This window comes from Mesorhizobium sp. ES1-6 (assembly GCF_020164775.1).
Lineage (GTDB): Bacteria > Pseudomonadota > Alphaproteobacteria > Rhizobiales > Rhizobiaceae > Mesorhizobium.
On sequence record NZ_JAIUGU010000001.1, the window covers coordinates 40,350 to 61,308 of the forward strand.

The following is a 20,959-nucleotide window of genomic DNA, read 5'->3' on the forward strand; positions in this document are numbered from 1 at the left end:
AGCCATGCTCATATGCGGCCACCGCATTCCGGTTCACAGCAAGGGGTTTTCACAATGTTTTCAGTCAAGGTTCTGGCCAGCGCGGCAATGGCGCTCGCCATCACGGCGGCGTCCGCGAGCGCCCAGGTGGTTGTCTCCTCGAAGATCGACACCGAGGGTGGCGTGCTCGGCAACATTATCCAGCTCGTTCTCAACGCCAACAACATCAAGACCACGGATCGCATCCAACTCGGCGGCACGCCGGTAGTGCGCAAGGCGATCACCGCCGGCGAGATCGACATCTATCCCGAATACACCGGCAATGCCGCCTTCTTCTTCGAGAAGGCCGACGATCCCGTGTGGAAGGATGCGGCCAAGGCCTATGAGACGGCCAAGAAGCTCGACTACGACGCCAACAAGATCATCTGGCTGTCGCCTGCGCCGGCCAACAACACCTGGGCGATCGCCCTGCGCAAGGAAGTGACGGACGAGAACAAGCTGGTCACGCTGTCGGACTTCGGCAAATATGTCGCCGGCGGCGGCAAGGTGGTGCTCGCGGCTTCCGCCGAGTTCGTCAATTCGGCGGCGGCCCTGCCGGCCTTCCAGACCACCTATGGCTTCACATTGAAGCCCGACCAGCTGATCACGCTCTCGGGTGGCGACACCGCCGCGACCATCGCGGCCGCCGCCAACCAGACCAGCGGTGCCAATGCCGCCATGGTCTACGGCACCGATGGCGGCATCGCCCCGTCAGGCCTCGTCGTGCTGACCGACGACAAGGGCGTGCAGCCGGTCTATCAGCCGGCGCCGATCATCCGCGAATCCGTGCTGAAGGAGCATCCGGAGATCGAAACGCTGCTGAAGCCGGTCTTCGCCAAGCTCGACCTCGTCACGCTGCAGGAACTCAACGGCCGCGTCCAGGTCGGCGGCGAGCCGGTCAAGGGCGTCGCCGAGGACTTTTTGAAGAAGAACGGGTTTTTGAAGTAGCTGCGCGTCGATACGTGACATCTGTGCGAGGCGCCCCCCTCTGTCCTGCCGGACATCTCCCCCACGAGGGGGGAGATTGGCAGTTTGTGCGCCTCGCTTCTTTTTGCAGCGCCGAAGATTGGCGAAGGCCGTCACGGCATGCGATCTCCCCCCTTGAGGGGGAGATGTCCGGCAGGACAGAGGGGGGCGCCTCGCGCAAACGCGCCTTATGAGCCCTCGATTCGACAAGCTCGGCGTGGTCATCGCCGTGATTGCTGCCTATGCGGCTTTCGCGGCCCCCTTCGCCACCTTCCGCGCCAACCGCATCGTTCCCGGCCAGGCGCGCTCGATTCTTGAAGCTCTGCCGGCGACGACTGGTCCGCTGCTTTTGGCGATCCTCGTTCTGGCCGCCCTTGTCGCCCTGTTCAGGACGCCGCTCATCTTGCGCCTTGCAGCCAGCGTCGTGGCGCTTGTCGCGCTGGCGCTGCTCATCGGCGTCGCCGGCACATTCCTCACTCCGGCCGGCAACACCTTTGCCAGGGTCTCGCCGGCCTCCGGCTTCTGGATTCTCATCTTCGCTTTCACGCTTTTGCTCGCCGACGTGCTGACCCGGCTCAACCTGTCGCCCTCGGCGCGCGTCGGCGTGCTTGTCGTCGCAGCGCTGGCCATCGGCTTGCTGCTGGTTTCAGGGCGCTGGGACAGCCTCTCCATTCTCAAGGAATATTCCAACCGTGCCGACAGCTTCTGGGCCGAAGGCTCCAAGCATGTGACCCTGGCGCTCGGCTCGCTGCTTGCCGCGGTGATCGTCGGCCTGCCGCTCGGCATCCTGTGCCACCGCGTCGAAAGCCTGCGGGCCGGCGTCCTCAACGTCTTGAACATCATCCAGACTATTCCTTCGATCGCGCTGTTCGGCCTGCTGATCGCGCCGCTTGGCTGGGTCGCCATCCATGTGCCTGGGGCCGCCGCGCTCGGTATCAGGGGCATCGGCACGGCACCCGCCTTCGTCGCGCTGTTTCTCTATTCGCTGCTGCCGGTGGTGGCCAACACCGTGGTCGGCCTTGCCGGCGTGCCGCGTGCCGCCAATGACGCGGCGCGCGGCATGGGCATGACCGACCGCCAGCGCCTGTTCGGTGTCGAGTTTCCGCTGGCTTTTCCGGTGATCCTGACCGGCATCCGCATTGTCCTGGTGCAGAACATCGGCCTTGCCACCATCGCCGCGCTGATCGGCGGCGGCGGTTTTGGCGTGTTCGTGTTCCAGGGCGTCGGCCAGACGGCGATGGACCTGGTCCTGCTTGGCGCGGTGCCAACCGTGGCGCTGGCCTTCGCCGCTGCCATCATCCTCGACGCGGTGATCGAAATGACCGCCACCAAGCGCAGGGTAGAAACGGCATGATCGAGATCGAAGGCATCACCAAGCGCTATGACGCGACGACGGTCGTCGACAACGTCTCGATGCTCATCGAGCCGCGCACCATCGCCGTCATTGTCGGCACTTCGGGTTCCGGCAAGACGACGCTGTTGCGCATGATCAACCGGCTGGTCGAGCCGACGTCAGGCATTATCAAGCTCGACGGCGCCGACAACAGGTCGGTGCCCGGTTACGAACTGCGCCGCAGCATCGGCTATGCCATCCAGGGCCACGGCCTGTTTCCACATCGCACCGTGGCGCAGAACATCGCCACCGTGCCGGTCCTGCTTGGCTGGGACAAGGCGCGCATCAACGCCCGCGTCGATGAACTGATGACGCTCTACCAGCTAGACCCCCGGGAATTCGGGCCGCGCTATCCGCACGAACTGTCCGGCGGCCAGCAGCAGCGCGTCGGCGTTGCCCGCGCGCTCGCCGCCGAGCCCAACGTGCTTTTGATGGACGAGCCGTTCGGCGCGCTCGACCCGATCATCCGCACCAAGGCGCAGGAAGACCTGCTGGCGATCCAGAAGCGCTTCGGCACCACCATCATCCTCGTCACCCATGACATGGAGGAGGCCGTGCATATGGGCGACAAGATCGCCGTCATGGATGCCGGCAAGCTCGTGCAATATGCAAGGCCCGCCGAGATCCTGGCGAAGCCGGCCAACGCCTTCGTCGAGACGCTGGTCGGCGCCAGCGAAAGGCCATTCAGGCTGCTGTCGCTGGGGCAGGTGCGCGATGCGGTGGAGCAGGGCGGGGCCGAGGGCGAGGCGATATCAGGCGACGCCAGCCAGCGTGACGCGCTTGCGGAACTTCTCTGGTCCGGCAGGCCGGCGCTGCCGGTGAAGGGCGCCGACGGCAAGCCGATCGGCCGCGTCACGGTGGATGGCCTGGTCAAGCGCGCGGCGAGGCCGGCATGAAGGCCTGGCTGCCTTTGCTGCTCAGGCTTGCGCTGGTGGTGTTGCTCGTTGCCTTCATCACCAGTCCGGGTTTGTTCGAGCCGTTGCTGAAGCCGCTGACCGAAAACAACGCGCCCGCGATCTACAACCAGGGCAGCCTGCTGACGCTGACGCTGCTGCATCTGCGCACCGTGTTGATCGCGACTGTCGCCGCCACTATCGTCGCGGTGGCGCTCGCCATCCTCGTCACCCGGCCTGCAGGCGCCGAATTCCTGCCGCTGTCGCGTAGCCTGGTCAATATCGGCCAGACCTTTCCGCCGGTGGCGGTGCTGGCGCTCGCCGTGCCGGCGGTCGGCTTCGGCGAGAAGCCGACACTGATCGCACTGTTTCTCTATGGCCTGCTGCCGATCTTCGAGAACGCGCTCACGGGGCTGACGACGCTGCCGGCCAATGTCGTCGAGGCGGCGCGCGGCGCCGGCATGACCGGCTGGCAAAGGCTCACCAAGGTCGAACTGCCGCTCAGCGCGCCGATCATCCTTGGCGGCATCAGACTGTCGGTGGTGATCAGTCTGGCCACCGCCACCATCGGCTCGACCGTGGCCGCCAGGACGCTGGGCGAGGTGATCATCGCCGGGCTGCTGTCAAACAATCTGGCCTTCATCCTGCAGGGCGGCCTGATTGTCGCGGCGCTGGCAGTCCTGATCTATGACGGTCTCTCGGCAATCGAGCGCTACGCGGCGCGCCGGATGGGGCGTGAGGCGAACTGACCCGTGCCAACGGTTGGGATCGATTTCAATCGATCTAAACCGCCGGTGATCGCGGCGCACACTCACCAGTTCGGACCTTTTGGCTGAAAGGCGGGCAAAAACCGAACAATATCTTGACGTTCGCAGCCCTGTTTCGCATACACCGATGCGAAGAGGGGGATTCCATGCGCGGGATTCCGTCTTTGTCTCAACGGCCCAGGGAGGGGTTCTTTTGGGCCAACAATCGAGGAAAATCCGGCAATGACCATTATTTCCGCTGTCATCGCCTGCGGCTTGCTTTCTGTCCTTTACGCCATATGGGCGACACGTTCGGTCCTTGCGGCCGATCAGGGCAACGCACGCATGCAGGAAATTTCCGCCGCCATTCGCGAAGGCGCGCAGGCCTATCTGGCGCGCCAGTACACCACCATCGCCATCGTCGGCGTGGTCGTGCTCCTGCTCGCCTGGTGGCTGCTGTCGATCACCGCCGCCGTCGGCTTCCTGATCGGCGCCGTTCTGTCGGGCGCTGCCGGTTTCATCGGCATGCATGTTTCGGTGCGGGCCAATGTGCGCACCGCGCAAGCGGCCTCCAACAGCCTTGCCGCCGGCCTCGACATAGCCTTCAAATCGGGCGCCATCACCGGCATGCTGGTGGCTGGCCTGGCCTTGCTTGGCGTGTCCATCTACTACCTCATCCTGACGCATTTCCTCGGCCTGCAGCCCAATGACCGCGTCGTCATCGACTCGCTGGTCTCGCTCGGCTTCGGCGCCTCGCTGATCTCGATCTTCGCCCGTCTCGGCGGCGGCATCTTCACCAAGGGCGCCGATGTCGGCGGCGATCTGGTGGGCAAGGTCGAAGCCGGTATTCCCGAGGATGATCCGCGCAACCCGGCCACCATCGCCGACAATGTCGGCGACAATGTCGGCGATTGCGCCGGCATGGCCGCCGACCTGTTCGAAACCTATGCCGTGACCGTGGTCGCCACCATGGTGCTGGGCGCCATCTTCTTCGGCGGCACCGCTATCCTTGGTGCCGCGATGCTCTATCCGCTTGCCATTTGCGGCGCCTGCATCCTGACCTCGATCGTCGGCACCTTCTTCGTCAAGCTCGGCTCGAACGGCTCGATCATGGGCGCGCTCTACAAGGGCCTGATCGTGACCGGCCTGCTGTCCATCGTGGGCCTCGGCGTCGCCACCTCCGCCACGCTCGGCTGGGGCGAGGTCGGCACAGTCGCCGGCATGACCATCACCGGCAAGAACCTGTTCATCTGCGGCCTGATCGGCCTGGTGGTGACCGGCCTTATCGTGGTGATCACCGAATACTATACCGGCACCAACAAACGTCCGGTCAACTCGATCGCCCAGGCGTCGGTGACCGGCCATGGTACGAACGTCATCCAGGGCCTCGCGGTTTCGTTGGAATCGACGGCGCTGCCGGCCATCGTCATCGTCGGCGGCATCATCGCCACCTACCAGCTCGGCGGCCTCTACGGCACGGCGATCGCCGTCACCACCATGCTCGGCCTCGCCGGCATGATCGTGGCGCTCGATGCCTTCGGTCCGGTCACCGACAATGCCGGCGGCATTGCCGAAATGGCCGGCCTGCCCAAGGAAGTGCGCCACTCCACCGACGCGCTCGACGCTGTCGGCAACACCACCAAGGCGGTGACCAAGGGCTATGCCATCGGTTCGGCCGGCCTCGGCGCGCTGGTGCTGTTCGCGGCCTATTCCAACGACCTGAAGTTCTTTGCCGCCAATGGCGACAAATACCCTTACTTCCAGGGCATGGGCGAAATCTCCTTCGATCTCTCCAACCCTTACGTCGTCGCCGGCCTGATCTTCGGCGGCCTGATCCCCTACCTGTTCGGCGGCATCGCCATGACGGCGGTCGGCCGCGCGGCGGGCGCCATCGTCGAGGAAGTGCGCAAGCAGTTCCGCGAGGATCCGGGCATCATGGCCGGCACCTCGAAGCCGAACTATGCGCGCGCCGTCGATCTTCTGACCAAGGCGGCGATCCGCGAGATGATCATCCCGTCGCTGCTGCCGGTGCTGGCGCCGCTGGTCGTCTATTTCGGCGTGCTGCTGATCTCGGGCTCGAAGGCGTCCGCCTTCGCGGCCCTTGGCGCCTCACTGCTCGGCGTCATCGTCAATGGCCTGTTCGTCGCCATCTCGATGACCTCGGGCGGTGGCGCCTGGGACAATGCCAAGAAATCGTTCGAGGACGGTTTCGTCGACAAGGACGGTGTCAAGCATCTGAAGGGCTCCGAGGCGCACAAGGCATCGGTGACCGGCGATACGGTCGGCGATCCCTACAAGGACACCGCCGGCCCGGCCGTCAACCCGGCGATCAAGATCACCAACATCGTCGCGTTGCTGCTGCTGGCCGTGCTCGCGCACGGCTGAGGCAAGACCCAAGGCCTGAAAATCAAGAACCCGCGAGGAGCGATCCTCGCGGGTTCTTGTTGGCTCGGATCAGGCCCCGTGCTTCAGCCGCCGTCCGGCTTGGCTCCATCGCTCTGCGCATGCTTGCGGTAACGGGCCAACATTTCGGTCGGTATCCCCGTGGTCATCCAGCCGTCCGCCACCACCACACGGTCGTGACGGCTCACGTCCAGACCCCCAAGCTTGGCCGGTTGATATGGATTTGCCCTATTCGCTGACAAGCCGGCTCCTCATTGATCAAACAAAAACCCGTGAGATCGCTCCCACGGGTTTTCGGTCGCCTGAGACATTTCTGTTCCCCAGGTCGGGGAAGCAGGATTCTAGGTAAGCAGGTATCCAGAGATCAGGGGGTGCCGCCGCCGGGGATGCCGGGCGCCAGCTTGCTGGCGCCGTTGATGATCTGGCTGAGGAAGTTCTGGTCCTTGCCGCCCGTCGGCGTGGTGCGCGAAATGAAGTCGAAGATCTTGCCGTCCTTCAAGCCGTAATTGGCAATCTGGGTGACACGGCTGTCCGGACCAAAATAGACCGCCAGCACCTTCTGGTCGATCAGCCTCGGCTTGTCGAAGGCGACGTAGCGCTTGCGCGTCTGTGAGATGTAGTAAAACGCCTCATTGTCGAAAGTCGCGGTGGTCGACGGTGTGCCGAGCGCCAGGAGCACCTGTTCGCGGCTGGAGCCAACCGGCACCGAATCGATCGCCTGCTGGTCGAGGACATAACCTTGCGTGAAGGTCTCGCTCGGGCTGAGGTCGCCGATCATCTTGTTGGTGTGGCATCCCGACAGCGCGGCTATGACAGCCAGCAACGAGATCGCGCCTGCAGGTCTGGAAGTGAAACTCGACTTGAAATTCAGCGCGCGCAACAACAATTCTCCATTCGATCGCCGCAACTTGCGCTGGGCCGCAAAACCGGTAAACCAGCTTGCTTGCCGATGCAACAAGGCCAATTCAACAAACGGTCCCCGGAGACCATCCCCATGTTCCAGCGCCTTTTTGGCCGCGAACGCCACGCCAACCGCGCCATCACCGAGGCGCTTTACGCACAAATCGTGGCGGCGGCGCGGCAGACTGTTTTTTATTCCCACTGGAATGTGCCGGACACGCCGCTCGGCCGTTTCGAGATGCTTTCGCTGCACATGTTCCTAGTCCAGCACCGCCTGCGCGGTGAGGAAGGCGCGGCGCAGGAAGTTGCGCAGGTGCTGATCGACGAGTTCTTCCTCGATGTCGATCATTCGCTGCGGGAACTGGGTATTGGCGACGTCGGCGTGCCAAAACGCATGAAGAAACTGGCGAAGATGTTTTATGGCCGCACCGCCGCCTATGATGATGCGCTGGAAAGAAGCGATCATGACGGTCTGACCGCGGCTCTTGCCCGCAATGTGCGACCCGACGCCGGCGCCTGGCCGGAAGCGTCGCGCTTGGCCTTCTATGTCGCCGATGTTTGCCGGCAATTGAGTGCCCAGCCGATCGAATCGATTGTCGCCGGCACTGTGGCGTTTCCAGTGGTCAACGGAGGCTGATCGATGAAACACGCGGATATGCAAAGCCCGGTGTCCTTTTTCGCCAACGTGGCGCGTCTGCCGCATAAGGGGCTGCCGGTCGTGATCGAGGCCGACGCCGCACAGCGCGCGGCAATCGCCGAGGCGCACGGGCTGCTCTCGGTAGAGGCCTATCGCGCCGAACTGCTGGTCGCGTCGTGGAAGCGCAACGGCGTGAAGGTCACCGGTCGTGTCGAAGCCGACATCACCCAGGCCTGCATCGTCACGCTCGACCCCGTCCAGGCACATATCGACGAGCCGGTCGAGGCGTTGCTCTTGCCCGAGGACTCCAAGCTCGGACGGCAGGGATTCGACGGCGGCGGCGAGATCCTGCTCGACGCGGATGGGCCAGATAGCCCCGAGACATTTTCCGGCGACACCATCGATGTCGGGGCGCTTGCCGAACAGTTCTTCGGATTGGCGATCGATCCCTATCCGCGCAAGGCCGGCGCGTCGCTCGGTACCGGTGACGACCCCGGATCGGCCGAGAATGAATTTCAGGAAAAACTGCGATCCTTGCTGGGAAAATCCTGAAAACCTCGCCCGCGACGGAAAAGTCGGTTGTGCGACAGCCCAAAACCGCTATTTTCGCCGAACCTTCGCGATCACCAAAGCGACTTGCCGCCTAACCGTGAGATGAATACCGCGTGATCAGGATTTCCATCGATGCCATGGGCGGCGATCACGGACCAGCCGTGGTCATTCCGGCGCTCATGACGGTCGCGACCCGCCGTCCCGACATCCGCTTCGTCATCTACGGGCGTGAGGAACTGGTGCGCCCGGAACTCGCCAAGTTTCCCAAATTGGCCGAGGTAAGCGAGTTCTTTCACTGCGAGATCGCGGTCAGGATGGACGACAAGCCGAGCCAGGCGTTGCGCCATGGCCGCTGGAAGTCGTCGATGTGGAAGGCGGTCGAGGCGGTCAAGTCGGGCGCCGCGGACGCATGCATCTCCGCCGGCAACACCGGCGCGCTGATGGCGATGTCGAAATTCTGCCTGCGCACCATGGCCACCATCGACCGCCCGGCGATCGCGGCCTTATGGCCGACATTGCGCGGCGAAAGCGTGGTTCTGGACGTTGGCGCCACCATCGGCGCCGACGCGCACCAGCTCATTGATTTTGCCATCCTCGGCACCGGCATGGCGCGTTCGGTATTCGGCATCGCCCGGCCCACGGTCGGTCTGCTCAATGTCGGCGTCGAAGAGATCAAGGGCCAGGAAGAGGTCAAGGAAGCCGGACGCATGTTGCGCGAGGCCAACATGGCATCGATGAACTACCATGGCTTTGTCGAAGGCGACGATATCGGCAAGGGGACCGTCGACGTCGTGGTGACGGAAGGCTTCGCCGGCAACATCGCGCTGAAGACAGCGGAAGGCACCGCGCGCCAGATAGGTGGTTATCTGCGCGCCGCCATGAGTCGCACGCTGATGGCCAAGATCGGCTATGTCTTCGCCAAGGGCGCCTTCGATCGCCTGCGCGAGAAGATGGATGTCGGCCGCTCCAATGGCGGTGTGTTCCTGGGACTGAACGGCATTGTCGTCAAAAGCCATGGCGGCGCCGATTCGGACGGTTTCGCCGCCGCGATCGAACTCGGCTACGACATGGTGCGCAACAATCTGCTTGACCGCATCGAGGCCGACCTCGATCTGTTTCATGCGCGCAACCCGCATGCCCTGACATCCCGGAAATCCGACGTCGCTGCCGACGCAAAGGAATAGGAAAGAATTTTGATCAGATCAGTTGTGCGCGGCACGGGCGCCGCGCTGCCCCGCCGCATCATGAAGAATGCCGATTTTGAAGGCATGGTCGAGACGTCGGATGAATGGATCGCCCAGCGCACCGGCATCCGCCAGCGCCATATCGCGGCTGATGACGAGACGACGGCCTCGCTCGGCGAGGCAGCGGCGCGCGCGGCCCTTGCCAACGCCGGACTGACCCCGGACGATATCGATCTGATCGTGCTGGCGACCTCGACGCCCAACAACACATTCCCGGCGACCGCGGTCGAGATCCAGAACCGGCTCGGCATGCGGCACGGCTTTGCCTTCGACATGCAGGCGGTGTGCTCGGGCTTCGTCTATGCGGTGACGACAGCCGATCTCTATATCCGCGGCGGTCTGGCAAAGCGCGTGCTGGTGATCGGCTCGGAAACCTTCTCGCGCATCCTCGACTGGAGCGATCGCTCGACCTGCGTGCTGTTTGGCGACGGCGCCGGCGCGATCGTTCTGGAAGCAGGCGAGGGGGACGGCACGATCGCCGACCGGGGTGTCCTGGCGGCCAGCCTGCGATCCGACGGCACGCACAAGGAGAAGCTTTTCGTCGACGGCGGGCCTTCGACGACGGGAACGGTCGGCCATCTTCGCATGGAGGGCCGCGAGGTCTTCAAGCACGCGGTCGGCATGATCACCGACGTTATCGAGGCAACCTTCTCGGCCGCTGGCATAACCGCCGACGACCTCGACTGGTTCGTGCCGCACCAGGCCAATAAACGCATTATTGACGCTTCGGCCAAAAAGCTCGGGATAGCGGAGCAAAAGGTGGTGGTGACCGTCGATTTGCACGGTAACACCTCGGCTGCTTCCGTGCCGCTGGCGCTGTCGGTGGCCGTTGCCGATGGCCGCATCAAGAAGGGTGACCTAGTGCTCCTGGAGGCGATGGGCGGCGGCTTCACCTGGGGCGCGGTCCTGGTTCGTTGGTAAGTGCAGAACGGTCCGGTTTCGGTCCTTGACCTTGCCGGATCAATTACTTAGGCTCAGCCGTTGTTGTGCCGATTTTATGTTTGAGCTGATGGGACGGTCGCATGGGGGGAAAGACACTTACGCGCGCCGACCTTGCCGAGGCCGTCTACCGAAAGGTCGGTCTGTCGCGCACTGAATCCGCCGAACTCGTCGAGGCCGTGCTGGACGAAATCTGTGAAGCCATCGTGCGTGGCGAAACGGTGAAGCTGTCGTCCTTCGCGACATTTCATGTCCGCTCCAAGAACGAGCGTATCGGGCGCAATCCCAAGACCGGGGAGGAAGTGCCGATCCTGCCGCGCCGGGTGATGACCTTCAAATCATCCAACGTTTTGAAGAACCGCATCCTGCGTTCTCACCAGAACAGCAAGGCCAAGGGCGGCAAATAGCCTCCATTGTACGGTTGAAAACCGGCCTCGCGATGACGCCGGGCTTGAATATTGCTTCACAAACCGCTGAAATAAGGTCCGATTCGGCAGCATGGCCGGATTGGTGTTCTGGCGTATGATCCATTCCGCGCTAGCGGAACAAGCTCTTCTCCTGGTTGAGCGTGATCTCGTCCGAGGACCGTTCCGGGCCGCGCTCCAGCGTGAGGATTTCGCCCATGGACAAGAGCCCTGACGCCTTCCGCACCATCAGCGAGGTCGCCGAAGATCTCGACCTGCCACAACACGTGCTGCGTTTCTGGGAAACGCGCTTCAACCAGATCAAGCCGATGAAACGTGGCGGCGGCCGCCGCTACTACCGGCCGCAGGATGTCGAACTGATCAAGGGCATTCGACACATGCTCTATGACCAGGGCTACACCATCAAGGGCGTACAAAAGCTGCTGCGCGAAAACGGCAATCATTTCCTGGTCGCCATAGGCAATGGCGACATGGCCGCCGTCGAGGCGATTTCGCAACGCAAACAGGCCGACCAGGTGCCGCTGACGCCGGCCGCGCAGCCGCGCGGCGGCGATGACGAGCTGGTTGGCCAGCCGAGGGTCAAGCCCAGCCGCCGCTTTTTCGGCCTTGGCAAGAGCGACGAGGAAGGCCCGGTCGCGCCGGACGCGTCGAAACTCTCCCGTGACAATCGCGCGCTGCTGCAGGAGGCGCTGTTCGACCTGCTGGAATGCAAGCGCCTGCTTGACCAGGTGCGCTAAACCTCCGGGGTAACTTCGCCCCTAAACCGGAACCGGCGGTCGGGTGAGGCGTTACGTTTCCTTCTGCAAGACAAGGAAACGCATGATGGCATCATTTTCGACCCTTTCGGACATCGACCTCGAAAAGCAGGTCGCGGTTCTCTCGAGGGAACTCGCGGCGTTGCGCAAGGCAGTGTCAAAGCGGGGTGGCGCTTATTATGAAGACGGCCGTGATGCCGCGCTCGATACATATTCGGATCTTGCCGGGCGTCTGCGTGATGCGATGCCGGCGATCCGCAAGCAGGGCAGGGTGATCGAGAAATCGGCACGCGACCATCCGACGGCCGCCGCCGCGGTCGGCCTTGTGGTGCTCGGCCTGGTCGCCAGCCTGCTGTTCAGCCGGCGCTGACGGCCCCAAGGAACGCAGAGAAATGGCGGCTCGCCTTTCCAGGCCTGCCGCCATTTTCCATATCAGCGGTTTGTCGTGCCGCTCCGGCACCTGGCACGAAGCGCGTCGGCATAGAGGCGTACGGCCCCTTTGTGCTTCCGACGCAAGAATGCCGACTGATCGAGCCGCCACAGCCGTTCGATTTCCATTGCGATCGCCGGATTCGTCCATGTGCCATAACCGGCGGCCGAATAGACGGTGATCTCGCCGGCATAGAGCCGGTCGTCTGTGACCAGAAAATCGATGCGGATATAATCGAGGTCGCCGGCTATGCCTGGCGCCATCGAGATCGCCTTGCGGACATGGGCGATGAGCTCCGCGGTGGCCGGCAAGGCCTGGTCCTCACCGGGATAGTCGGGGTCGCGCCCGGGCAGCGGAGTGGCATTGCGGTCGAAGAGCAGTGAACGCCTGGCGTGCTTATCCTCGGCCCAGATATGCGAGACCACGCCGCCGCAGACATGGACCTTGATGTCGGTGGCGATCGTCCCGCCGCTGAGCACCAGCCGCTCCTCCACGAAAACGGTCGGCACGACAGGCCAATAGGCCCACTCGCCATGGCGCCGGCCGTAGCGTTTCCCAAGCCAGCGGCTGGCCTTGCGCATGATGGCGGCCCTATCCGGTTCGCCGTTGGAAACGAAGATGTTCATCGCACAGCCATGGTTTGTCTTGACCACGACGTTGCCGGTCAGCAGGCCGGGTGGAATATCGGCAGGGTCGCGCCCGGACCACAGCGTTTCCGGCATGGCGATCTCGGGGCAGGCACCCCTTATATAGGCCTTGGCCGCGAGTTTGTCGGTCAGCACCACGAACAGCGGATTGCGATCGAGGATTTTTCGCCAGAGCAAAAGCTCATTGTAGCGCGCGGGCGCGGCCGGATTGGGCAGATAGCCCAGTTTCTTGACGAAGCGCATGACAAGGGCCGGGTGGCGCAGCGTCAGCCACATCCGCGCGGCCGACAGGAGGATGCGGTCCGTCCAGGAAAGATCGGCCTTGGCCGTCATCGGGGATACCTGGCCTTGTCATCGAAGCCTGATCCGGCCAGCCGTGCCGGTCGGAAATATCCCTTGCCGTATCGCGATTTGGCCTCGCGTTAAAGCTTTCGCTTGATATCGTCATGGCTGGATAGCGCTGCTATCCGGCGGCAGTCGATCAGCCTGGGGTCACCCGGGCCCGGCATCGCACCGCCGGAGAAGACCAGCCGGGACGAGAAGCCCAGGCCGGTCTTCTCGTTGGCAGTCTGAAATGCTCAGGCCTTGTTGCCCATCTTCTTCATGTGGTGGTGGTGATGATGATGGTGGTGCTTGTGCCAGTGATGGTGGCGATGATGATGGTGATGACGATGGTGATGATGCTTTGCCATCGGGGCCGCGTCCGCGCTCGTCGCGCCGACCACCGGCACCGTGAAAGCGATTGCAGCTGCAAGCCCGAGTGCCGAGAGGAGTGACTTCTTCATGGGATCGTTTCCTTTTTTCGCAGGCAGATCTAAATCGGGCCGATATCCCGACCGCCGCGAATGGAATTACGCTCCTGAATTTTTTCGTCAGTATTTCCCGATTGTAGAATTTTGTTTCTGAACTGTTTCCGGCGAACCTGGGGCCTGCGCCTTTGCCAGGGCGCAGGCCGAAGCCGTGTCGCCTGCCGCCTGTTTGGCCTACATTGGCGGGATCACACCATTGTTACCCACCACGACGCGGCTCGAGCTCAGCGTGCCGTCGGCCTCGCGCTGAGCGGTCACGAACACCGTCGCGCTTGGCTTGAGGTCGGCCGGCGTGGCCGGCGCGAAGGTCACGACAGGCGTGCCGTCGGGTATCGAGATCTTCTTGGTCTGCCCATTGTCATAGGTCAGCGTCACGGCTCGCCCGCTTATGTCGGTGACGTCGGCGACGGTGCCGTTGGTCATGCGGCTGTTCGGCTCCAGGTCCCAGGGACGGTCCCCCTCGCCAGTGCCTTTCAAGGTCGCCGGAAAGATCACCACTTCCAGCGCGCCGCTGCCGCCGTCCGCCTTGGAGACGGAAGCGATGCCGAGGAAATCGCCCTGCTTGATATCTTTCACCGATGCGTTCGCGACGCCTGAAACCTTCCAGCCGTCTTTCAGTCTGACCGTGGAAGTATCGCCCTGACGGGTTTTCACGGTCAGCAGCGATGGCTCGAAACTGACCACCGTGCCGCGCACGCGCAATGTGTCGGCCGCCTGCGCGCTGGCCATGCCGACGCCGGAAAGCAGGGAAATCGTGCCGAGCACGAGGAGGGATGTCTTGAGGTTCATTGGGGGTATCCTTTTGGCAAAGGCTGGCTGGAACGGGATGGTTTCACGCCAGCGACGTCGAGATAACGAACGGGCAGGGCGAAACTGCCGGGCAAAAGGTGCCGGGGCGTTCAAAACAACTTGATCGGCAAACGGCGGGGCGGCCGCATCGGCAGGGGTTCACGATGCCGTGACGGCCAGTTTGGCGCTTGGCAAACCGCCGGCGAGAGGGCATCTTCCTGCTCGTCTCAGGCAACACCCCATTTTTGATCAAACGCTTTCAGCCAACGGAGTTGCCAATGCCCAACAATGCGAAAAGCCACGCCCTCTCCGAACCATTAGCCAATGAGATCGGGCCAGATTACAGCACGCTAAGGGCAATGCGGGAAACGCGGGGATACAGCCTCGAAGCGCTTTCCCTGACCTGCGGCCTCTCGGTCGACGAGATCGAGGACATCGAGAACGGCCGGGCGGCCGACCCGGCGAAGCTGCGTCGTATTGCGTCCGCGCTTCGTCTGCCCCAGGACGCCCCCATAGCTTCCGCGGCGCCGACCCTGGCCGCGCATGGCGGCCGACCCCAGGCATAGAATCGGCGACAGGCACGCCCAGGAAACCCGCCAAGGCCCCTTGGCGGGTTTCTTGTTGATGCCATGGCGTTCTCTGGCAGGCCGGGCTTGCCGATCCGCGGATCGCACGTGTTTATACGTGCGGCAGCCAGGGCCAAATCAGTCGCGCCTGCCACATCGAGGTTGAACCGTGGTTTTTTCAACATGAGCCTGGACTCTGTTCGCGCCTTCTTCGCCGCTCACGCGCCTGATATCGACGTCATCGTCACGGATGCGAGTTCGGCGACGGTAGCGCTGGCGGCCGAGGCACACGGGGTGTTGCCGGCGCAGATCGCCAAGACGATCTGCCTGCGCGTCGGCGAGCGCACCATGCTGGTCGTGACCAGCGGCATCGCCAGACTGGACAACCGCAAGTTCAAGGACCAGTTCGGCGGCAAGCCGCGCATGCTGGACTCGGAAGAAGTGGTCGCCGCCACGAGCCATCCGGTCGGGGGCGTCTGTCCGTTCGGCCTGCCGACCCCACTGCCAGTCTATTGCGACGTCTCGCTGCGCCAGTTCGCCGAAGTGGTGCCGGCCGCTGGTGCCTCCAATGCGGCCGTGCGGATTAGCCCACAGCGCATGGTGGATCTCACGGGCGCCGAATGGGTCGATGTGTGCCAAGGTTAGTCGTTGGACCAGTCCCGAACTTCAGCCGATGCTAGATCAAAACGGAATCTCGTCGTCCAGTTCCCGACCAAAACTAGGTTCTGGCTTTGGTGCGCGGGGCGGCGATATCGCATACGGTTCCGGGGCGGGGGGTAATCGCCGCTGTTCATCGTCCACGGCCTTAGCTTCCGCTACCGCTTGATTGATGTTGCCGATTAATTTGGAAACGACTTCATAGGAGCCCCACAAGGTTCCAGGAATACCAAGTATCTCAACAGTTAGGAGGGTCACAGCCATTAGGTTGAGCCTTGTCTTATCAAGGGCTGTCTCAAACTCCTCCACCTTGGTAAAAAGCTTCGCCTTCTTGGCCTCGGTCAAGTCTGCGGTACGTATAGCGTCGCGCAGATGATGAAGATGGCTTCTAATCCGATCCTTCGAAGCTGTTGGCAAGGTCGTTGATTCGGCGCGCGATCTAAGAGTGTTGTCCAACGCAAGCTGTGTCATGTAATGGTCTAGGTCAGCGGTAAATTGCCGATAAGCGTCGTATTCAAATTTATTGATGCGGGGCACGTCCATTGAGACGAATGGTTCGACTTTCAAACGTCGAGCAGCGCCTAGAACAACATTTGTGAAACTGTGCCGAGCTTCCTGAATTTCCCGCCAGTCAGACTCCTCTGTGGAACCGCTCAGCGTCCGCGTGAACTCGGTGAGGCGTCTTTGCGCAGTTCTCACGAAGATTGAGAACGCCAGCCGAGTGTCCTCGGGGAGCCCGTCCATTTCGTCTTGCTTAACAAAGTCGAAAACGTTCATGCAAGCAAAGGTAATATGTCGCCGAAACCACGCAATACTCTCTGTCGGCTGCGAACAGAATTATTACCCAACACGTGGCGAACTGGAGGGCGCCGGTCGGTCCAAGGAGGTGGTTGGTTCGGCGCAACTGTCATAGTCGCGTTTTACGACATCGAAGCGATATTGCGTAACCATACGCAATTTATTTGCTGGGCTCCAAACTTCATCATCTTTTTGGAATTAGGACTTTTGGGGGCAAGTCCTGCATAAAATGGTCGGAGTGGCCGGATTCGAACCGACGACCCCTTGACCCCCAGTCAAGTGCGCTACCGGGCTGCGCTACACTCCGGACCGGTCGCGATGTATCGTGATAACCCCGCTCGGGTCAACCGATTTCCGCGATAATTATCTTGCCGCGATCGCGGGTCTGAATGAGGCCGGCAATGCCGGACGCAGCAGCCGCTGGTGGCGGTATTCCAGGGCGATGGCGCCCCAGATAAGGCCGAGCAGCAGATACATGTGGCGCCAGTGGTCGATGTCGATGAAGGTGCCGAGCCCGATATTGCCGATGAAGGCGACGTAGGCGCACAACAGGTAGGGCTGCCACGGCCGGTCGCGCAGTAGGATCCGGAACCCGGCTGAAATCGTCCACACCACCAGCGTCAGGAACGAGACGAAGCCGAGCCAGCCATAATCCATCAGCATCTTCAGCCAGATATCGTGGGTGTCCTCGCCATAGATCGTGCCGAAGACCAGCGGCCCGATGCCGAACGGATGCTCCATGGCCATCTGGAAGCCGATCGCATAACGCGCGAAGCGGCCAAGGCGGGCGGTGTCGTAGCTCTGTTCGAGATGGGCGCGGCTGGAGAACATCTCCGCCACGCCCGGCAACTGCAGTATGACGATGACGGCTATCGCCAGCAGCGACAGGGCGGCGATCGTCATGATCACCACGCGCAGCCGGAACATGCCGCTCGTGCTCTGCAGGAACAGCAATCCGGTAAGCAGGACGGCCGAGACCGCGAACATGCCCCAGGCGCCGCGCGAGAACGAGAAGAAGATGCCGGCGCTGATGATCAGCAGCGGCACGGCCAGCAGCGGCATGCGCGCGACCGAACCGGTCAGCATGAGATAGAGCAGATAGATGCCGGGCAGCACCAGGAATGGACCGAACACGTTCGGATCCTGGAAGGCGCCGGCGGCGCGGTCGTATTTGGTGAAAATTTCGGCGCCGGGGAAGGCATGGAAATAGCCCGCTATGCCAAGCAGCGACGTGGCCACGGCCGAGACGACATAGGCATTGAAGATCAGCCGGTAGAGGTTCGGCCGCGTGGCGGTGACCGATGCGAAGAACATCGCGCTGAAGGCGAGAAAAAGCGATACGGCAAGATAGAGCGGCGTGTTGGCGAGGTCCGCCATCTGCGTCATGGAAATCATGCCGCCGATGTTCATCGTCACCAGCAGCACAAGGAGCGGTAGGGCCGCGCGCGATATCCTCAGGCCGAAGAGAGCCCAGATGGCGATCAGCCCGGCCATGTAGATTTCATAAGGCGCAGGCTCGCTGATGACGAAGCCCGACGATAGAATGCCGAGCACGACCGCGCCCGAGGAGATCAACGTGATCAGCTTGGCGTTGACCGCCGCGCGCGGCAGATCATGGCTGATGGCGCTCAATAGGCGTTTTCCGTGTTGAGCAGCCGGATCGGTGTCAGGAACAGGATCCGCAGGTCGAACAGCAGCGACCAGTTTTCGATGTAATAGAGATCGTACTCGGTCCGCATGCGGATCTTTTCATTGGTGTCCATCTCGCCGCGCCAGCCATTGATCTGCGCCCAGCCGGTGACGCCGGGCTTGACCTTGTGGCGCGCGAAATAGCCATCGACCACTTCGTTGTAGAGCAGATTGTGCGATTGCGCGGCTATGGCGTGCGGACGCGGCCCGATCAGCGACAGCGAGCCGAGCAGCGAGTTGAAGAACTGCGGCAGTTCGTCGATGGAGGTCTTGCGGATGATGCGGCCGACACGCGTGACGCGCGGATCGTTCTTGGTCACGGTTTGCTTGGCGGTCGGGTCCGACCTGTCGGTGTACATGGAGCGGAATTTGTAGACTTCGATGATCTCATTGTTGAAGCCGTGCCGCTTCTGCTTGAACAGCACCGGGCCCTTGCTGTCGAGCTTGATGGCGATGGCGGTGGCCAGCATCACCGGCGAGAACACGACGATGCCGAACAAGCTGAAGATGATGTCGAAAGCGCGTTTGGCGACCGAATCCCAGTCGTTGATCGGCTTGTCGAAGATGTCGAGCATCGGCACCGAACCGATGTAGGAATAGGCGCGCGGACGGAACTGCAGAGCATTGGAATGCGCCGACAGCCGGATGTCGACCGGCAGCACCCACAGTTTCTTCAGCAATTGCAGCACGCGCGATTCAGCGGTCAGCGGCAACGACACGATCAACATGTCGATGCGGGCGATGCGGGCGAATTCGATCAGTTCCGAAATGGTGCCGAGCTTGGGATAGCCGGCGACAAGGGCTGGCGAACGCTTGTCGTTGCGGTCATCGAAGATGCCGCAGATGCGGATGTCGTTGTAAGGCTGCTTTTCCACCGAGCGGATGAGCACTTCCGCCGCCTTGCCGCCGCCGACGATGACGGCGCGCCGTTCCATGCTGCCATCGCGTGCCCAGCGCCGGATCAGCTTCGACATCACCAGCCTGAGACCGAAGAGACACACGAATGCAACGACGAACCAGGTGCCGAACAGCAGGCGCGAATAGTCTTGCGACATCTTCATGGCGAACGCGGTCAACGCCATCAGCGCGAAGGTCCCGGCCCAGACCAGCAGGATGCGCCCGAAATTGGCGATCGGCCGCATCAGGGACACGACCTGGTAGCAATCCGTGACATCGAGCAGCACCACGGCGAGGAACGACGCGGCGGCGATCGTCAGCGGATATTGCCAGGCGAGGTAATTGAAGAATCCGACATAATAGAAATAGACGCAGAGTCCCGAGACCAGCAGCACCGCGAATTCGACCATGCGCAGTACGCCGCTGACCATGATCGGCGACATCGTATCGCGCCGGTATTGCGATGCGACCTGTCGGGCAACGTCATTCATGCCGCCGGGCGTGTCGCCATCGGCAGCGCTGTCGAATTTACGCACCGCTTCTGATGAAAAGCGATGCGCGGGGTCGATCTCGTTCATGCAACCGTCCGCAGCTTCCCCTGGGTGATTAGCAAAAGAGAGCTAAGAAACCCTTGAAACAACGTGCGGCTTTGGACGGGCTTGGGCCTACCTTTCGAGCGCGGCGAAGTAGGCCTTCTCGATTTCGGCGGCCATGACGTCGGCGCCGAAGCGCGCCCTGAGAGTGGATTCTTCGGGCATCAATTCGCGATAGGCGGCAAGGTCGCCCAGCGCCCGGCTCATTTTCTCGGCGAGCTCGACCGGATCGGGCCGGATCAGGGCAGGGGAGTCCGGACCGAAAATCTCCGGTATGCCGCCGACGGAGGTCGCGATGACAGGTCTTGCCGCGGCAAGTGCCTCCAGCACGATATAGGGCATGGCTTCGGCGCGCGAGGGAACGACGACGAGCGCCGCCAGCAGGAAGGCTTCCCGGGCCGGCATCGGCGGCAGGAAGCGGACATTGCCTTCAAGCCCGAGGCGCTTCACCTGCGCGTGGTAGCGTGGCAGGTCGTCGCCGTCGCCGACCATCACCGCATTCGGCGCGCGGCCAAGCCGGGGCGCCGCGGCGGCCAGGGCATCGATGAAGATGTCGGGTCCCTTGAGGTCCCGCATCATGCCGATATAGAGCACATCGGCCGCGTCGGCCCTGGCCGTGACCGGCTCGAATTCGGCGGCGCGAAGTCCATTATAGGCCAGCGTGTTCGGGATCGGCGGCTCGCCCACCTTCCTGCGATAAGTCCGCCGCTCGTAGTCGGAGACGAACAGCAGGTAGTCGGTGAAGCGCGCCATGAGGTGCTCGAGCGCGAAGAACAGCTTTCCGGTGGCGGTGCTCTCGTCATAGTGGAGAGAGCCACCATGCGGCGAATAGAGGCGGGCTACGCGAGACCTTGATACCCGCAACAATGAGCCGAACAGACGGGCATAGGCGCCACCCTTGGCGCCGTGCCCGTGCAGCACGTCCGGCCGCAATTCCTTGATGATTCCATAGGTGCGCCGGGCCGAGGTGAGGTCGCCCGGGCCGACATGGCGCTGCATTGGCGTGCGATGGATGCCAAGCGCCAGCATGCCCTTCATCTGCTCGAACAGACGCTCCTCGAATTCGCCGCCGGTGGTCGAGTCGCAGACGATCCCGACCATGTGGCCGGCGGCGACCTGCGCTTCCGTCAGGTCGCGCACGTGCCGAAAAATTCCTCCCACGGGTGAGCGAAAGCAGTGGACGATCCTGAGCTTGTCCGCCACGAGGTGTCTG

General features: G+C 62.6%; 23 protein-coding genes and 1 tRNA gene. 14 read left to right on the top strand and 10 right to left on the bottom strand.

What is annotated here, in order from left to right; genetic code table 11:
• The first annotated feature begins 54 nt into the window (after nt 1-54).
• The 5 genes from LB564_RS00225 to LB564_RS00245 all read left to right on the top strand — a co-directional run bounded on the left by LB564_RS00225 (nt 55) and on the right by LB564_RS00245 (nt 6,401).
• Complete coding sequence (locus LB564_RS00225; RefSeq protein ID WP_411910201.1) at nt 55-966, top strand: ABC transporter substrate-binding protein; 912 nt, start codon at nt 55-57, stop codon at nt 964-966.
• Nucleotides 967-1,174: 208 nt separating this feature from the next.
• Nucleotides 1,175-2,338 (top strand): ABC transporter permease, encoded by a 1,164-nt coding sequence (locus LB564_RS00230; protein ID WP_224534254.1) that lies wholly within the window; start codon nt 1,175-1,177, stop codon nt 2,336-2,338.
• Nucleotides 2,335-3,273 (top strand): ABC transporter ATP-binding protein, encoded by a 939-nt coding sequence (locus tag LB564_RS00235; protein ID WP_224534257.1) that lies wholly within the window; start codon nt 2,335-2,337, stop codon nt 3,271-3,273. Before LB564_RS00230 ends, LB564_RS00235 begins: the two co-directional genes overlap by 4 nt.
• Nucleotides 3,270-4,019, top strand: a complete 750-nt coding sequence (locus LB564_RS00240) for an ABC transporter permease (RefSeq protein ID WP_140706896.1) — start codon at nt 3,270-3,272, stop codon at nt 4,017-4,019. Before LB564_RS00235 ends, LB564_RS00240 begins: the two co-directional genes overlap by 4 nt.
• Nucleotides 4,020-4,259: 240 nt before the next feature.
• Nucleotides 4,260-6,401 (top strand): sodium-translocating pyrophosphatase, encoded by a 2,142-nt coding sequence (locus LB564_RS00245; protein ID WP_224534259.1) that lies wholly within the window; start codon nt 4,260-4,262, stop codon nt 6,399-6,401.
• Between the two features lie 83 nt (nt 6,402-6,484).
• Here LB564_RS00245 and LB564_RS31445 read toward each other — a convergent pair whose 3' ends face one another.
• Nucleotides 6,485-6,607, bottom strand: coding sequence for a hypothetical protein (locus LB564_RS31445; RefSeq protein ID WP_263491562.1), 123 nt, complete (start codon nt 6,605-6,607; stop codon nt 6,485-6,487).
• Nucleotides 6,608-6,783: 176 nt separating this feature from the next.
• A complete protein-coding gene (locus LB564_RS00250) occupies nt 6,784-7,299 on the bottom strand; it encodes an outer membrane protein assembly factor BamE (RefSeq protein WP_140706892.1) in 516 nt (171 codons plus the stop codon).
• A 114-nt stretch (nt 7,300-7,413) separates the two neighbouring features.
• Between LB564_RS00250 and LB564_RS00255 the strand changes: the two genes are divergently transcribed.
• The 7 genes from LB564_RS00255 to LB564_RS00285 all read left to right on the top strand — a co-directional run bounded on the left by LB564_RS00255 (nt 7,414) and on the right by LB564_RS00285 (nt 12,241).
• Nucleotides 7,414-7,956: a ubiquinol-cytochrome C chaperone family protein gene (locus LB564_RS00255; protein ID WP_224534261.1), complete on the top strand. Its 543-nt coding sequence runs from the start codon at nt 7,414-7,416 to the stop codon at nt 7,954-7,956.
• 3 nt (nt 7,957-7,959) lie between these two features.
• Nucleotides 7,960-8,508: a YceD family protein gene (locus LB564_RS00260; RefSeq protein WP_224534263.1), complete on the top strand. Its 549-nt coding sequence runs from the start codon at nt 7,960-7,962 to the stop codon at nt 8,506-8,508.
• Nucleotides 8,509-8,621: 113 nt separating this feature from the next.
• The gene (gene plsX / locus LB564_RS00265) at nt 8,622-9,692 is read left to right on the top strand and encodes a phosphate acyltransferase PlsX (RefSeq protein ID WP_140706886.1); all 1,071 of its coding nucleotides are present in this window, start codon (nt 8,622-8,624) and stop codon (nt 9,690-9,692) included.
• 9 nt (nt 9,693-9,701) lie between these two features.
• Nucleotides 9,702-10,673: a beta-ketoacyl-ACP synthase III gene (locus tag LB564_RS00270; RefSeq protein WP_224534265.1), complete on the top strand. Its 972-nt coding sequence runs from the start codon at nt 9,702-9,704 to the stop codon at nt 10,671-10,673.
• A gap of 101 nt (nt 10,674-10,774) precedes the next feature.
• Nucleotides 10,775-11,098 carry an integration host factor subunit alpha gene (locus LB564_RS00275; RefSeq protein ID WP_010915609.1) on the top strand — a complete coding sequence of 108 codons (324 nt, stop codon included), beginning with the start codon at nt 10,775-10,777 and terminating at the stop codon, nt 11,096-11,098.
• Between the two features lie 215 nt (nt 11,099-11,313).
• A complete protein-coding gene (locus LB564_RS00280) occupies nt 11,314-11,853 on the top strand; it encodes a MerR family transcriptional regulator (protein WP_127280880.1) in 540 nt (179 codons plus the stop codon).
• 85 nt (nt 11,854-11,938) lie between these two features.
• Nucleotides 11,939-12,241: a hypothetical protein gene (locus LB564_RS00285; protein WP_140707302.1), complete on the top strand. Its 303-nt coding sequence runs from the start codon at nt 11,939-11,941 to the stop codon at nt 12,239-12,241.
• A gap of 62 nt (nt 12,242-12,303) precedes the next feature.
• Here the strand turns inward: LB564_RS00285 and LB564_RS00290 are convergent, their stop codons facing one another.
• From LB564_RS00290 to LB564_RS00300, 3 genes are all read right to left on the bottom strand, one after another.
• Complete coding sequence (locus LB564_RS00290; RefSeq protein WP_224534267.1) at nt 12,304-13,281, bottom strand: ATP-grasp fold amidoligase family protein; 978 nt, start codon at nt 13,279-13,281, stop codon at nt 12,304-12,306.
• A gap of 245 nt (nt 13,282-13,526) precedes the next feature.
• Nucleotides 13,527-13,733 (bottom strand): hypothetical protein, encoded by a 207-nt coding sequence (locus tag LB564_RS00295; protein WP_224534269.1) that lies wholly within the window; start codon nt 13,731-13,733, stop codon nt 13,527-13,529.
• Between the two features lie 198 nt (nt 13,734-13,931).
• Nucleotides 13,932-14,546: a hypothetical protein gene (locus LB564_RS00300; RefSeq protein WP_224534271.1), complete on the bottom strand. Its 615-nt coding sequence runs from the start codon at nt 14,544-14,546 to the stop codon at nt 13,932-13,934.
• A 278-nt stretch (nt 14,547-14,824) separates the two neighbouring features.
• Here LB564_RS00300 and LB564_RS00305 point away from each other — a divergent pair, with 278 nt between their 5' ends.
• The gene (locus tag LB564_RS00305; protein ID WP_140706875.1) at nt 14,825-15,112 is read left to right on the top strand and encodes a helix-turn-helix domain-containing protein; all 288 of its coding nucleotides are present in this window, start codon (nt 14,825-14,827) and stop codon (nt 15,110-15,112) included.
• 183 nt (nt 15,113-15,295) lie between these two features.
• On the top strand, nt 15,296-15,757 hold the full coding sequence (locus LB564_RS00310; protein WP_224534273.1) for a YbaK/EbsC family protein: 462 nt from the start codon (nt 15,296-15,298) through the stop codon (nt 15,755-15,757).
• 36 nt (nt 15,758-15,793) lie between these two features.
• Here the strand turns inward: LB564_RS00310 and LB564_RS00315 are convergent, their stop codons facing one another.
• From LB564_RS00315 to LB564_RS00335, 5 genes are all read right to left on the bottom strand, one after another.
• Nucleotides 15,794-16,546 carry a hypothetical protein gene (locus LB564_RS00315; protein ID WP_224534275.1) on the bottom strand — a complete coding sequence of 251 codons (753 nt, stop codon included), beginning with the start codon at nt 16,544-16,546 and terminating at the stop codon, nt 15,794-15,796.
• A 251-nt stretch (nt 16,547-16,797) separates the two neighbouring features.
• Nucleotides 16,798-16,874: transfer RNA gene (locus tag LB564_RS00320), tRNA-Pro, on the bottom strand.
• 56 nt (nt 16,875-16,930) lie between these two features.
• Nucleotides 16,931-18,199, bottom strand: coding sequence for an O-antigen ligase family protein (locus LB564_RS00325; protein WP_224534277.1), 1,269 nt, complete (start codon nt 18,197-18,199; stop codon nt 16,931-16,933).
• Nucleotides 18,196-19,731, bottom strand: a complete 1,536-nt coding sequence (locus tag LB564_RS00330; RefSeq protein ID WP_224534280.1) for an undecaprenyl-phosphate glucose phosphotransferase — start codon at nt 19,729-19,731, stop codon at nt 18,196-18,198. Before LB564_RS00330 ends, LB564_RS00325 begins: the two co-directional genes overlap by 4 nt.
• A gap of 87 nt (nt 19,732-19,818) precedes the next feature.
• Entirely contained in the window at nt 19,819-20,949 is a 1,131-nt protein-coding gene (locus LB564_RS00335) for a glycosyltransferase family 4 protein (protein WP_224534282.1), read from the bottom strand.
• Between the last annotated feature and the right edge of the window lie 10 nt (nt 20,950-20,959).